General features: G+C 40.4%; 11 protein-coding genes. 8 read left to right on the top strand and 3 right to left on the bottom strand.

Annotation, left to right across the window (positions count from 1 at the left end; translation table 11 throughout):
* Positions 1–136: 136 nt before the first annotated feature.
* Entirely contained in the window at positions 137–1,387 is a 1,251-nt protein-coding gene (locus JUI58_RS22015) for a glycosyltransferase family 4 protein (protein WP_204105991.1), read from the top strand.
* Between the two features lie 110 nt (positions 1,388–1,497).
* Here JUI58_RS22015 and JUI58_RS22020 read toward each other — a convergent pair whose 3' ends face one another.
* Together JUI58_RS22020 and JUI58_RS22025 are read right to left on the bottom strand one after the other, a co-directional pair.
* Positions 1,498–2,385 (bottom strand): NAD(P)-dependent oxidoreductase, encoded by an 888-nt coding sequence (locus JUI58_RS22020; RefSeq protein WP_204105992.1) that lies wholly within the window; start codon positions 2,383–2,385, stop codon positions 1,498–1,500.
* 31 nt (positions 2,386–2,416) lie between these two features.
* Positions 2,417–3,697 carry a response regulator gene (locus JUI58_RS22025; protein WP_204105993.1) on the bottom strand — a complete coding sequence of 427 codons (1,281 nt, stop codon included), beginning with the start codon at positions 3,695–3,697 and terminating at the stop codon, positions 2,417–2,419.
* 277 nt (positions 3,698–3,974) lie between these two features.
* On the opposite strand from JUI58_RS22025, the gene JUI58_RS22030 reads away from it, so the two are divergent.
* A complete protein-coding gene (locus JUI58_RS22030) occupies positions 3,975–4,754 on the top strand; it encodes a Uma2 family endonuclease (protein WP_204105994.1) in 780 nt (259 codons plus the stop codon).
* A 58-nt stretch (positions 4,755–4,812) separates the two neighbouring features.
* Here JUI58_RS22030 and JUI58_RS22035 read toward each other — a convergent pair whose 3' ends face one another.
* A complete protein-coding gene (locus JUI58_RS22035; protein WP_204105995.1) occupies positions 4,813–5,037 on the bottom strand; it encodes a ferredoxin family protein in 225 nt (74 codons plus the stop codon).
* A gap of 194 nt (positions 5,038–5,231) precedes the next feature.
* On the opposite strand from JUI58_RS22035, the gene fba reads away from it, so the two are divergent.
* The 6 genes from fba to JUI58_RS22065 form a co-directional block, all read left to right on the top strand.
* The gene (fba, locus tag JUI58_RS22040) at positions 5,232–6,311 is read left to right on the top strand and encodes a class II fructose-bisphosphate aldolase (protein ID WP_204105996.1); all 1,080 of its coding nucleotides are present in this window, start codon (positions 5,232–5,234) and stop codon (positions 6,309–6,311) included.
* A 232-nt stretch (positions 6,312–6,543) separates the two neighbouring features.
* On the top strand, positions 6,544–7,224 hold the full coding sequence (locus JUI58_RS22045) for a hypothetical protein (RefSeq protein WP_204105997.1): 681 nt from the start codon (positions 6,544–6,546) through the stop codon (positions 7,222–7,224).
* 44 nt (positions 7,225–7,268) lie between these two features.
* A complete protein-coding gene (locus JUI58_RS22050) occupies positions 7,269–7,949 on the top strand; it encodes a hypothetical protein (protein WP_204105998.1) in 681 nt (226 codons plus the stop codon).
* A gap of 66 nt (positions 7,950–8,015) precedes the next feature.
* Positions 8,016–8,729 carry a hypothetical protein gene (locus JUI58_RS22055; protein ID WP_204105999.1) on the top strand — a complete coding sequence of 238 codons (714 nt, stop codon included), beginning with the start codon at positions 8,016–8,018 and terminating at the stop codon, positions 8,727–8,729.
* A 259-nt stretch (positions 8,730–8,988) separates the two neighbouring features.
* The gene (locus JUI58_RS22060) at positions 8,989–13,332 is read left to right on the top strand and encodes a response regulator (protein ID WP_204106000.1); all 4,344 of its coding nucleotides are present in this window, start codon (positions 8,989–8,991) and stop codon (positions 13,330–13,332) included.
* Positions 13,333–13,390: 58 nt separating this feature from the next.
* Positions 13,391–13,945: response regulator (locus tag JUI58_RS22065; protein WP_204106001.1), on the top strand; the 555-nt coding region annotated here is incomplete at its 3' end.

A 13,945-nucleotide genomic window follows, 5' to 3' on the forward strand; every position in this document is an offset into this window, starting at 1 on the left:
ATAGCGTCTCGCTCCCTAAATAGCGTCTCGCTCCCTAAATAGCGTCTCGCTCCCTAAATAGCGTCTCGCTCCCTAAATAGCGTCTCGCTCCCTAAATCTTGACTAAACTGCGTCAGTTCTGAAAGAGAAGAAAATAATGCGGATTTTACTTTATTCCTACAACTACTATCCTGAACCTATTGGCATTGCTCCCCTGATGACGGAATTGGCGGAGGGGTTGGTGAAGCGCGGCCATGAAGTACGAGTTGTAACGGCTATGCCTTGGTATCCTAAAAGTGAGATTTATGAGGAATATCGTGGCAAAATTTATCTGACCGAAAAGATCAATGGCGTTATTGTTCAGCGCTGTTACGTGCGATCGAGTAAAAAGCGGACGTTTTTTAATCGTGCTTTATTTGAATTCAGTTTTATGGTTTTGAGCTTTTTTCAAGCATTATTTGCTCAATATAATCGGCGACCGGACATTTTAATTTTAACAGTTCCGGGGTTGCCTGTTGGCATTCCTGCATCTATTTTGGGTTGGATTTATAAGTGTCCTACGATTCTTAATTTACAAGATATTTTGCCCGATGCGGCGGTTCATGTAGGATTATTAACTTCCAAAACAGCAATTAAAATTTTTACTCAGCTAGAGAAGTATAATTATCGCACAGCAACCAATATTTCTGTGATTTCCCAAGGATTTACAGACAATTTATTGGGGAAAGGCGTTTCCGAGGAAAAAATTACACTTATTCCTAATTGGGTTGATGTAGATTTTATTAAACCTTTATCAAAAGAAGATAATTATTTTCGTCGCGAGAATGAATTAGAGGGAAAATTTATTGTTTTATATTCGGGCAATATTGCTTTAACTCAGGGTTTAGAAACGGTTATCGATGCAGCAGAATATTTACAAGATATTGCTAATATTGCAGTGGTGATTGTGGGGGAAGAAAGGGCGCTAGAAAAACTGCAAGAATATTGTTTAGAAAAACAGGTTAGCAATGTTACATTACGACCATTTCAACCCCGAGAAAGATTGCCGGAAATGCTTTCATCAGCAGATGTTGGTTTAGTGATACAAAAAAAGAATGTAATTTCCTTTAATATGCCTTCCAAAATACAGGTTTTATTAGCCAGTGGTCGTGCAATTATTGGTTCTGTTCCCAATACGGGGACGGCTGCAAATGCGATTCGTAATAGCGGTGGAGGGATTGTAATCCCGCCAGAAGATCCCCAGGCTTTAGCTGATACAATTCGCGATTTATACAACCATCCAGAGCAGGTTAAACTGTTAGGAGAAGCTAGTCGCCAGCACGCGATCGCCAATTATGCCTTTTCTACAGCGTTAGATCGCTATGAGGCATTATTTGAGAAATTATTAGTACAAAACAAGAAAAATTAATCTTGTTTGGGAAGGCGATCGCTTTTCTTAGGAGTTAGGAGGAAGTGCGATCGCCTTTGCTGGATCGATGAATCTCATCCTTTAGCATCATTAATGGAGATTATAGGGCTTTATTTCTCTCGATAAGCGCGAATCATGGCCTGAGTTCCCTGTTCCTTTCCTTCTCCATCACCTAAACTCTGCACAATTTTAAAGAGGCGATCGCTCAATTCGGTTCCCGGTAATTCTAGAGATGCAGATTCAGCAATTTCTCGCACCAAGCGCAGATCTTTGAGGATATGTTTCACCATAAATCCTGGTGCAAAATTCGATTCTGCTACTTTCATCCCCAGATTAGAGAGCGCCCAAGAACCTGATGCACCCGTACTGCATACTTCAACAATTAAACTAGGATCGATGCCCTGTTTCTCAGCTAAAAGCATTGCTTCACAGATACCCACTAAACTGAGAGAACCGAGGATTTGATTGCACATTTTCACAGCCTGACCGCTACCCACAGAACCGCACAAACGGATATTTTGACCCATTACTTGAAAGAAAGGTTCGCATTCGGCAAAATCCGGCTCGCTACCTCCTACCATAAAGGTTAAAGTCCCATTTTTTGCGCCAATATCTCCTCCAGAAACTGGTGCATCAAGAAAGCGTAAATGATGCTTGGCTAACTCCACACCGATTCTTTTCGCGGCGGTTGAACCGATAGTACTGGTATCAACAATTAAGGCATTTTTAGGGGCATAATCGATCGCGCCTTCCTTTCCTAATAGCACTTCTTCCACATCGGGAACATCCCCCAAACAGGAAAAGATAATCTCTGCTGATTCAATGGCTTTTGGTAGAGAAGAGGCGATTTCTGCCCCTGCTTCTGCGGCAATTTTAACCCCAGGGCGATCGCTGGTTCGATTCCATCCTTTCACATTAAAACCGCCTTTGACCAAGTTTGCGGTCATATACCCCCCCATTACACCCAGTCCCAGAAAAGCTATTTGTTGTTCGCTCATTGTTTTACCCTCATTGATAATTGATAATTGTTCATCGATTGTTGTCCAAGTGTTCGCCGATCAAGTTTAAAACCTTATCTGCATCAATAGGTTTGGTTAAAAAATTAGTGGCTCCAACTATTTTGGCTCGAACGCGATCGCCAAGGCCGTCTTTTCCAGTTAAAATAACAATTGGTGTTTCTTTAAAGCGTTCGATCCTGCGAATTTGAGCGCAAATTTCATAACCGTTAGCAATAGGCATGATTAAATCCAGAAAAATTAGATCTGGTTCGTGTTGCAATAACATCGGTAAAGTTTCTACTTCCTTTGCGATCGCCAAAAATCGATAACCTGCTTCCGTGAGAATTTCTTTTAAAAGTTGTAGAGTTTGTGTATTATCCTCAATACAAGCAATCAACGGTTGACGGGGTTTGGTGATTTTTTTTACTTCTCGGAAATCCGGATGAGGCAAATCGGGAAGTTTAGTTAATTTAATCGTTTGTTGGCGAATATAGGGTGCTAAAGATGTGGAAAGTTTTAAAACATCTTGTTGACAAAGAGCAGCTATATCCCGTAAAGTTCTTTGTCCATTGCATAAAGTTATTAAATTTTTATAGGTGGTTTCGGGGATGATTTTTTGTAGTTTTTGTGGGTTACTAATCATCGGCGCAAAATTGGGGGAATAACCTTTTAGTCCTGCATTGACCCACTGCTGCCAAATCAGATCGATTTGCATAATAGCGGATGCTAATAACCAATCATTTTGAGGTAATAAGCCGCGATCGGAAGGACGAACTCCAGGGTGAACAATCAGAGAATATTGATATTTTGATTGGGCTGGATTTTTAATTGCTTTGAGTTTGAGGGTTAATAACTCCATAAGCTGAACAATATCAAATAATACTTCTGTCATCATGCCTAACATAGTTGCCACAATGGGTTCCGTCTCAGATAATTTACGTTGAACCACAATCACCAAAATTTGATAATCCCAGCATTCGAGGGCATCGGTATTTCGCAGATTAATTTGATTGGGACTAATCTCACGACAGCAACGCCACAATTGTCTGCGCCACCGTCGGACGGGGTGAAGCCCTCCCGTTGCCCAGATTAAGCGCCCTAGGTTAAGATATAAATTCCATTTTTCTCGAGGGGTTAATTGTAATTCCAGTTTTCCTGTAAATTTTTGTTCACTATATGAGGTTAATTGCGCTTTAATGGCTTGGGCATTAAAGGGATAGCTAGATGCGGATGGGGACGACACGGGAGAGGCGATCGCGTTTTCTTGGGGCGATCGCCGATTTAGAGCGTTGGTAGGTTGAACGGCTGTCATAACAAATATTGCGGCATGAGAATGCGCCCTACTTATGCGATTGTTCTCATTGTATCAATTTCAAGATAATGGGAGGAAAAAATCGCTATCTCGGGAGAAATATATAGTTTCAGTCTGTTTGTAAAGAGTCAATGGGCAAAATACGGAAATTCCTGTAAAATGTTCGGTTTAACAATCGCCTTTTTGTATTAATGAGAAACTAACGAAAATTGCTTCTGAAATAGCGATCGCACTTTATTTCTTTTCGTACTTATTTTAATGGAGACAATAACAAATTATGCAGGCTCTAGATTCTAAAACTCCAATTCAATTACCAGATCATACACAATTACCTTGTGAAGACGGAACATTTGTGAAAAACTTCCAAGAACATCCCCAAAGTATCCTCTTAACCGAATCAATTTGGGGGAAATTACAAGAAATTCACCCCGATCGCCAATTTTGTATCGGTCAAGATAGTGGCATTTACTGGCGTATCACTGAGCCACCCCAAAAGGGAGCAGAAGCACCAGATTGGTTTTATGTACCCAATGTATCCCCAACTTTAGAGGGGAAAATAAGACGCTCTTATGTCTTATGGCAAGAGTTAGTTGCTCCTTTAATTGCGATCGAATTCGTATCGGGGAATGGTGCGGAAGAAAGAGATAAAACCCCTTATCAAGGTAAGTTTTGGGTGTATGAAAAAGCAATCCGCATTCCTTTCTACGGAATTTATGAGGAAAAGAAGGCTTCCCTAGAAATGTATCACTTAATTGCAGGAAAATATCAGTTAATGTTTCCCAATGAGCGGGGACATTATGTGATTGAGGAGATGGGTGTTGAGTTAGGAATTTGGCAGGGAATTTACAAAAATATGGATTTACCTTGGCTACGATGGTGGGATTTTCAAGGCAATCTTATCTTAACGGGAGAGGAACGTGCTGATGGGGAAAAACTACGTGCTGATGGAGAAAAACGGCGTGCTGATGGAGAAAAACGGCGTGCCGATGGGGAAAAACAGCGTGCTGAACGATTAGCCGCAAAACTGCGAGAATTGGGTGTAGAAGTGGATGAATAACTTAAATAAGGCTTACCCAGTTAGGGAGTGAGATGCTCCCTAGCTGCGATCGCCATTTTTAGGGGGTTTTTTGTAAATCTGGGCGTTCTTCCGGCACGATCGCCCCTTCTACTGGACAAACCTGCAAACAGATACCACAATCGATGCAAATTTCAAAATCAATCCAAAACCAATCCATCCCTTTCCCATTCTTGCTGGGACCGGGGTGAATGCAGGCAACGGGACAAGCTGCGACGCAATCCGCTACGCCTTCACAAGTTTCTGTAACAATAGTGTGGGACATTTTAAACTTTTTCTAAAAAGCAATCATTAACAATTGTAAAGGCGATCGCCTCTGCAAATTTCCTCCGCAAGCAGGAAACGTAAAAACAATTTAACAAAAAGCTAAGAATTATCTTAAGATTAGGGCAGTAAAGAAAATTTTTTGGTAGTCAACACCAAATTTAAACACTCAAACAAAAATTAGGAGGATATTTTATGGCGCTCGTACCTATGCGGCTGCTCTTAGATCACGCGGCGGAGAACGGTTATGGAATCCCAGCTTATAACGTCAACAATATGGAGCAAATCCTCTCCATTATGCAGGCTGCTGAGGAATCCAACAGCCCCGTCATTCTTCAAGCCTCTCGCGGCGCTCGTTCCTATGCTGGGGAAAACTTCCTACGCCACTTAATCCAAGCGGCAGTAGAAACCTATCCTCATATTCCCATTGCCATGCACCAAGATCACGGCAATGCGCCTTCCACCTGCTACACGGCAATGCGCTACGGCTTCACCAGTGTCATGATGGATGGCTCTTTAGAAGCTGATGCTAAAACCCCCGCTAGTTTTGAGTACAATGCTAGTGTTACGGCTGAAGTTGTTAAAGTTGCTCACTCTATTGGAGTCAGCGTTGAAGGCGAACTCGGTTGCTTGGGTTCTCTCGAAACGGGAATGGGAGAAAAAGAAGACGGCCACGGTGCAGAAGGCGTACTGAGCAAAGAACAACTGCTCACAGACCCCGACGAAGCTGTTGAATTTGTAGAACGCACTCAAGTAGATGCTTTAGCGGTTGCGATCGGCACTAGCCACGGTGCTTACAAGTTTACCCGCAAGCCTACTGGTGAAATCCTCGCTATCAGCCGCATTGAAGAAATTCACAGCCGTTTGCCTAACACTCATTTAGTGATGCACGGTTCTTCTTCTGTTCCTGCTGACTTAATTGAGATTATCAATAAGTATGGTGGCACTATTCCTGAAACCTATGGGGTTCCTGTTGAAGAAATTCAAAAGGGAATTAAGAGCGGTGTTCGCAAGGTGAATATTGACACAGACAACCGTTTGGCAATCACTGCAGCCATTCGCAAGGCTGCTTATGAAGATACCAAGAATTTTGACCCTCGCCATTTCCTCAAGCCTTCTATTAAAATGATGAAGGATGTTTGTTTGGCTCGTTATCAAGCCTTTGGTACGGCTGGTCATGCAACTAAGATTAAGCAAGTTACGTTAGATGAATACGCTCGCAAGTATGCAAGCGGTGAATTGGCTGCTAAGGTTAAAACGGCTGTTGCAGTTTAATTGTCTAACAATTATTAGGTATCAGAAATATCAGTGAATCGTTGAATAGTTCGCCGATCTAATTGATAGCCAAAATGGTGAAATTTTCTCCTACTCTCTCAATTGAGGGAGTAGGGGAATATTTTTTTGCAGGTTGAAAAAAGTAAATTTTTGTAAAGAAATGAGATAAATTTCCTAAATCGCTTTTCCTGTGAATGGGGACAATTAGCAATCTGGTGTCTGGAGTAAATTCATGAACTATTTTGGGATTGTGATGGAATTTTTGCGCGATCGCATTAAGTTCCTACAAAATGTTCGTAATGGCAAGCATTTAGAGAAATATATTATTTCTTTTGCCTTATGTAGCGCCTTCTTTTTTGCCATCTACGGCGGTATTATGGGGTCATTTAGCGGCGGTTTGCAAGCGATCGCCTCAGCGATCAAACTGCCTGCACTCTATCTCTTAACGCTTTTAATTTGCCTTCCTGCACTCTTCTTTTTTAACGTTGTTTCCGGATCGAAGCGGACATTTCTACAATATTTTTGCTTGCTATTGGCCTCTATGTCTGCTATAAGCGTGATGTTATTCGGTTTTGCACCGATTGTTCTCTTTTTTCGTCTTTCTATCAACGATTATCTCTTTTTTACGCTTTTAAATATTGTTGTTTTAGCTGCTTCTAGTTTTATTGGGGTGCAATTTTTTTATCGCAGTATGCACTTTATCAACGATCTACAAGGAAAACAGAAGATACGGAGTATTTCTGCGGTCAAAGGTTGGTTAGTTCTTTATGGATTTGTGGGTAGTCAATTAGGCTGGACACTCAGACCTTTTTTTGGCGTACCAGGTGCAGAATTTGAAATTTTTCGTCCGGTTGAAAGCAACTTTTATGCAGCACTTCTGCAAATATTCGGGAAAATTTTGGGCTTGAATTAAGAATTAAATTAAGTCTCTACTTTTTAGATTTGGGGAAAGAATAAATGAATCACTTTGCGGTTTTAATGGAGTTTCTGCGCGATCGCCTTCAATTCCTTGAAAATATTCGTGACGGCAAATATATCGAGAAATATATTCTTGCTTTTGCCGTTTGTAGTTCTCTTTTCTTGGGGCTATATGGCGGTATTTTAGGGTCTTTTAGTGGCTGGTTACAAGCAATTTCCTCAGCGATTAAACTTCCTGCACTATATTTACTTACCTTGTTAATTTGTCTCCCTTCTTTATTTTTCTTTGATGTCGTTTGCGGGTCAAAACGGACATTTTGGCAATATTGTTGTCTCCTCCTTGCTTCTATGTCTGTTGTTAGTATTATGTTATTTGGATTTGCCCCCATTAGTCTCTTTTTCCGTCTTTCTATGGACGACTACAATTTCTTTAAATTGTTAAATGTTGTCATTTTGATCGTCTCGAGTTTTGTGGGAGTTCAGTTTTTTTATCGCGGCATTCTCTTTATTAACGATATTGAAGGAGTTCAACCCAAACGCAGAGATATTTCCGTGAAAGCATGGTTAGTTTTGTATGGGTTTGTGGGAAGTCAATTAGGTTGGACATTGCGACCGATCTTTGGTTCTCCAGGGAAGTCTTTCGAGATTTTTCGTAATCTTGAAAGTAATTTTTATGCCCATCTCGTTCATATTATCAGTCAGTTTTTTGGCATAAACTAAGAGTTGGGGTGGGTTCTGTCCACCCGGCAAAATTGTTCAGAAGTTGTGCTTTATTTTCTAGAAATAATGAAAGAATTTAATCAAGAATTTCACGAACTCAGCATTACACCCCAAGAATTAGAGGAAATTCTCCATATTGACGCGATCGCCAATATTGCCATTGACTTCTATCGAGGAGTTATGCAGAAAAAAGGGAAATATTTAGTTTCAACTTTATTGACAGAATTGGGATTGATGGCGATCGCGATCGTTCTCATCTTACCCACAACAGCAATCGTTTTACAAGCATCGGGAACGCGCGATCGCCATCTCGTTTTTCCTCTATTTACAATCTCATTTTCTTTAATTGGGTTAATTTTATTGGCATTTAATCTCTATTGTTGGCAAAAAGCAAAACAACTTAAATCTTTAACTCATCTCCTCAGTGAAATCGAAAAATATAATCGTGTTGTTCATTCCGTTACCTTTGTCGATCGCCTCAATTCCCTCAAATCTTCAGATTCTCAACCAGAACAAAATCGTTTAGAAACTTTTGAACTCCTGCAAACCATTCGTCATAGCTTAATTACCGCATTAAATGTCGAACAGTTGATGCGAGAACAAACCCAGTGGATCCCCAGTCGCTACGAACTTCTTGCAACCTTAGAAAGCGATCTTGATATTTTAATGGCATTTACAGCCAGACATGATGAGAATGATAACAGTCAACTATTCAACGAAGCACTGCAAATTGGCTTGAACGTTCATAAAGAAATTAAGAAATTTCAGCGCGATCGATAAGGAGAAAGAGATATTAAGTTATTATTTTTCACTTCTGGCAAACAAAATATTAATATTTTCTAAAGTTTTCTCGCATTCCCCAGTCTGAGCAAATCCCTGTAAACGCTTATTTCCCGTCAATCTTCACATATTTTATCGATCTTCAGCCAACTAGGGAATATTATGATGAAGGCAGGGGCATTTACTATCCCTTTTTCCGTTCCCCGTTCCTTCCCCGGCCAATAACTGGTCAAACCAATCGTAACTCTAAATAAGGATTATGGCGAGTGGCAAAGTTTTGATTCTCGATGACAACCATGCGACAAGAACGCAACTTCGGGAATTTTTACCAAAAGGGCAATACGAAATTAAGGAAGCAACTGATGGAGAAGGGGGTCTATCCCTCATCCAACAGGAACGCTCGAATATCCGTTTTATTATTTTAGACTCAGCCTTGCCAAAAGTGAATGGCTGGGACGTTTTAGAACGACTGCAAGCGGATACAGAACTGCAAAAAATCCCTCTAGTGATGATGACGGAGTTAACCGATACTCCTATCTCGTCTCATCCGATGGTGGAATTTTTACAGAAACCCTTTGAGAGACAAGAATTGCGGACAGTTGTTAAAAATGCCATTGGGAAGGCGATTTCTGTTTATCAGGATCTACTTCGCGATCGCGAGGAAGAATCTCTTACTTCTCAAGGCGATCGCGAATCTGTTATTGAACCTACTGTCGATCTAGATAATATTTTTGAAACTTTTGTTGAATCGGAACGCAACGATCCTGAATCTAGTCTATCTTACCCCGAAGAAGACGAGGCGATCGCGCAACCGCGATCGGAGGAACAAGAACTCGATTTTTCCTTTGATACAACGAGTACAGAGGATGCGATCGATCGAGATGAAATGACAGCTTTAGGATTAAATTTTCCCGCTTTGGATGCTGTTGTTTTACCAGTAGAAGAACGTATAGATAATCAAGAAGATGGTGTTCAAGAACAGGATTTTTCTTTCGATACAACGGGTACAGATGAAACAATTGATATAAGTGAATTAGATGCTTTGCAACAAGAGGAAGAATCTCCGCAAAAACCAGATGAGAAAAATAATGTAGAAGTTTTAGATATAAGTTCACCTTCTTTAGAAAAACAAAATAAAAGGGGTGAATCTTTTGATTTTTATTCCGACTCTATATCGTCAATAATTGATGAAGAAAAAGCAGAGATTGACGAATTTCCTTCTTTAGATATCGATTTATCAGCAGAAGACTTAACTCCAGAGTTCGATGAATTTCCTTCTTTGGATATTGATTTATCAGAAGAAGACTTAACTCCAGAGTTTGATGAATTTCCTTCTTTGGATATTAGCCTATCATCGTCGGAAGACCTAACTCCAGAGTTTGATGAATTTCCTTCTTTGGATATTAGCCTATCATCGTCGGAAGACCTAACTCCAGAGATAGATGAATTTCCTTCTTTGGATATTAGCCTATCATCGGAAGACCTAACTCCAGAGTTTGATGAATTTCCTTCTTTGGATATTAGCCTATCATCGGAAGACCTAACTCCAGAGTTCGATGAATTCCCTTCTTTAGATATTAGCCTATCATCGGAAGATTTTGAAGACGATAATTTTAGTCAAAATAATGGAGAAATAAAGGAATCCTTAGCAATCAGGGAAGAAACAGATGAGAACAGTTTTGAACTAGAATACTCTTCTGAAGAATCAAATGCACTCATTGATGAGAGTTTTGAGGATTTAGAAGCAGAGGAATCCTTAGTAATCAGTGAAGAAACAGATGAGAATAGTTTTGAATTAGAATACTCTTCTGAAGACTCAAATGCACTCATTGATGAGAGTTTTGGTAATTTAGAAGCAGAGGAATCCTTAGTAATCAGTGAAGAAACAGATGAGAATAGTTTTGAATTAGAATACTCTTCTGAAGACTCAAATGCACTTATTGATGAGAGTTTTGGCAATTTAGAAGCAGAGGAATCCTTAGTAATCAGTGAAGAAACAAATGAGAACAGTTTTGAACTAGAATACTCTTCCGAAGACTCAAATGCACTCATTGATGAGAGTTTTGAGGATTTAGAAGCAGATGAGAACAGTTTTGAACTAGAATACTCTTCTGAAGAATCAAATGCACTCATTGATAAGAGTTTTGGCAATTTAGAAACAGATGAACCTTTAGTAATTAATGAGGAAACAGATGAGAACAGTTTTGAATTAGAATACTCTTCTGAAGAATCAAATGCACTTATTGATGAGAGTTTTGAGGATTTAGAAGCAGATGAGAACAGTTTTGAACTAGAATACTCTTCTGAAGAATCAAATGCACTCATTGATGAGAGTTTTGGCGATTTAGAAACAGATGAACCTTTAGTAATTAATGAGGAAATCAGCGATCGCCTTGCTCCAATAAGCTATATAACAGAAGATGATGAAAATACGTTAACCTCAGAATTTAATGTCGATATCTTTGATGAAAGTGCATCAGATGAACTTAGTATTTTTTCGGATGAACTTCCCGTAGAATATGATATCAGACTTGATATCAATACATCAGATGAAGATATTCGCGAAGATTATCTAAACCGCAATGAAGATCGAGAAGATAACTTCTTTGATCCTTCATTAACTCTAAATCCTGCGGCAGAAATTCAGTTACCCTCCGATGATATTTTCTCCACACCACATTCTTCAGAATCATGGTCAGAAGAGTCCCCTGAATCCTCCGAAAATCCTTTTACTCCCTCTTGGGAAGAACAAACAAGCACAGTAACCAATCAAAATGAATCTGACTCTATATTCGATCCTTCCCTGCAATTGGAAGACGAAACAGTAGTTTATCCTACCGATACAGATGCTATTTTCCCTCCCTTAGATACAGATGATTTATTTGAACCTGAAACCACAGATAATGGACCTTTAATTAGCGATTCTGCACAGGATGACTTGATCGTTATTGAAAACTTCGATCGCGAATTTTCGCAAAGCGATCGCCCATCCGAAGAGGAAGAGGAATATACTATTTTTGAGGATCGACGCAAAATTCCTATTTCCCTCCCCAGTGTTTTATCCGATTCCGAAGACTCAGAAAACTCAGAAGTAGAACATACGATTCTTGAAGACAAACGCAGCCGAAAAACCTCAGAACAATCAACAGAATTGGGCGAAGAAACTGCTAATTCAGAACCGGAAAATGAATTCACAATTATTGAAGATAAAAACAGCATCAATCTTGAGTCTCATTCTTTCAAAATTGAACCTTTTACCGCAGAAGAAAGCGATCGCCCATCCCACCCCGATCTTAATCCTGAAGACGAACAAACAATACAACTCAATAAAACTTTTATTGCAGAAAATAATCGCGAAAGTGAAGTTTCACATCTGGTCAACTTGTCAGGGTTTGATGATGTCCTGATGCGCTATAAAAGCACTGTGGAAGAGGTTAAAATTTCCGCCCTTAAAGAAGCCTTTGATTATGACGAACCAGGTTATCGTTTAATTATAAATGCTCTCCGTGGAGAATCCTCAGAAATACGTCAAGTTGCGGAAAAACTCCTCATTGAACAATTAAGATCGCCCAAAATTCAAGTTTTACCCCCTCATAAAAATTGGGTTTCTATGCAGTGTTTGCAAACCCTGCGAGGTCATTCCTATTGGGTGCAAGATGTGGCGATCGCCCCGGATAATCGTACCATTGTTAGCGCTTCTAAAGATGGAACAATTAAACTCTGGGATATCCTGACAGGAAGGGAAATCAGAACCATTCACGGTCACGAATCTGCGGTTCTTTCTGTAGCAATTAGTACCGATGGGGAAAAGATTATTAGTTGTAGTACCGACAATACCATTAAAACTTGGAGTTTGGAAACGGGGGTGGAGTTAAATAATATGCTGGGAAAATCTCACCAAATCTATGTTCTAGCTTTGAGTCCCGATGGTAAAACCATTATAAGTGCCAGCGCGGACAATACCATTAAACCTAAATATGACGGTGGCTTGGAAGCATTTTTAAATCGAATTCCCTCTCGTCGTATTGGTGCCATTTTGAGCTTGATCGGCCTGTTGAAGCGATCGCCAGCAATTAAAATTTGGGATTTGGATAAAGGACGACCTAAAGGCAATTTTCGCGGCTATTCTCGCGGTGTCACGGACTTGGCCATCAGTCCTAAAGGTGATAAAGTGGTCAGTGGTAGCCGCGATCGCACAATTAAAATCTGGGACTTTAAAACGGGGAAAAACCTCGACACTCTTTGGGGTCATAATGATGAAATTCGGTCTGTGGCCATCAGTCCCGATGGAAAAACAATTATTAGCGGTAGTCGCGATCGCACGATTAAAATTTGGGATATGCACTCGGGTCACGTCCTGCGGACTCTACGGGGTCACAGTCAGTCTGTCACTTCCATCGCTGTCAGTGCTGATGGTAATATTATCGCAAGCGGCAGTCGAGATAGTACCATTAAAATCTGGGATTTTAATACGGGAGAGTTTATTAATACATTGCTCGGACATACAGATTTAGTGCGATCGGTGGCGATTTGCAATGACGGAAAAACCATTGTTAGCGGTAGCCGAGACAATACGATTAAAATTTGGGGAAGCAGTTATTAGAGAGAATAGGTAACAGGAAATAGGCAACAGGCAACAAATTACAAACAAAACGTAACAAATGGTGAAGAATAAAGTTTTAATTCTTGAAGATAGCGAAGAAATGCTCTCATCCCTACGGGAAATGCTGCCGGGAGGGAAATTTGTTGTTGTAGAAGCAAGAGATGGGAAAACTGCCCTTGATGCTATCAAAACAGAAATCGCTAATCTTCGTCTATTGGTGATTAAATTTGATTTACCTCAAATAAGCGGCTGGAAAATTCTCAATAAAGCGCAAAATCATCCCAAGTTGCAAAATATTCCGATGGTTTTGATGGCTGAAACGATAGATCCGATCGCGGAAAAACTTCCTCCTGACGATCGCTTTGAGGTTATTTTTTATCCTTTCGATCGCAAACAATTCCAAAAGGCGATTAAAATGGCGATCGCCAAGGCCAAAAAACCTCATGTTGGCATATCTCCTCCACCAGCAGCAAGTATTCCCGCACCTCCTCCCCCTCCGAAGGTGGCAAGTATTCCTGCACCTCCTCCCCCTCCTCCTCCGAAGGTGGCAAGTATTCCCGCACCTCCTCCCCCTCCCCCTCCGAAGGTGGCAAGTATTCCCGCACCTCCTCCC

Origin of the sequence: Spirulina sp. CCY15215 (assembly GCF_016888125.1) — a bacterium.
Classification (GTDB): domain Bacteria; phylum Cyanobacteriota; class Cyanobacteriia; order Cyanobacteriales; family Spirulinaceae; genus CCY15215.

Excerpts from the sequence above, each read along its gene's own strand:
- JUI58_RS22015 (WP_204105991.1), top strand. The coding sequence starts at position 137 with ATGCGGATTTTACTTTATTCCTACAACTACTATCCTGAACCTATTGGC.
- JUI58_RS22020 (WP_204105992.1), bottom strand. The coding sequence starts at position 2,385 with ATGAGCGAACAACAAATAGCTTTTCTGGGACTGGGTGTAATGGGGGGG.
- JUI58_RS22025 (WP_204105993.1), bottom strand. The coding sequence starts at position 3,697 with ATGACAGCCGTTCAACCTACCAACGCTCTAAATCGGCGATCGCCCCAA.
- JUI58_RS22030 (WP_204105994.1), top strand. The coding sequence starts at position 3,975 with ATGCAGGCTCTAGATTCTAAAACTCCAATTCAATTACCAGATCATACA.
- JUI58_RS22035 (WP_204105995.1), bottom strand. The coding sequence starts at position 5,037 with ATGTCCCACACTATTGTTACAGAAACTTGTGAAGGCGTAGCGGATTGC.
- fba (WP_204105996.1), top strand. The coding sequence starts at position 5,232 with ATGGCGCTCGTACCTATGCGGCTGCTCTTAGATCACGCGGCGGAGAAC.
- JUI58_RS22045 (WP_204105997.1), top strand. The coding sequence starts at position 6,544 with ATGAACTATTTTGGGATTGTGATGGAATTTTTGCGCGATCGCATTAAG.
- JUI58_RS22050 (WP_204105998.1), top strand. The coding sequence starts at position 7,269 with ATGAATCACTTTGCGGTTTTAATGGAGTTTCTGCGCGATCGCCTTCAA.
- JUI58_RS22055 (WP_204105999.1), top strand. The coding sequence starts at position 8,016 with ATGAAAGAATTTAATCAAGAATTTCACGAACTCAGCATTACACCCCAA.
- JUI58_RS22060 (WP_204106000.1), top strand. The coding sequence starts at position 8,989 with ATGGCGAGTGGCAAAGTTTTGATTCTCGATGACAACCATGCGACAAGA.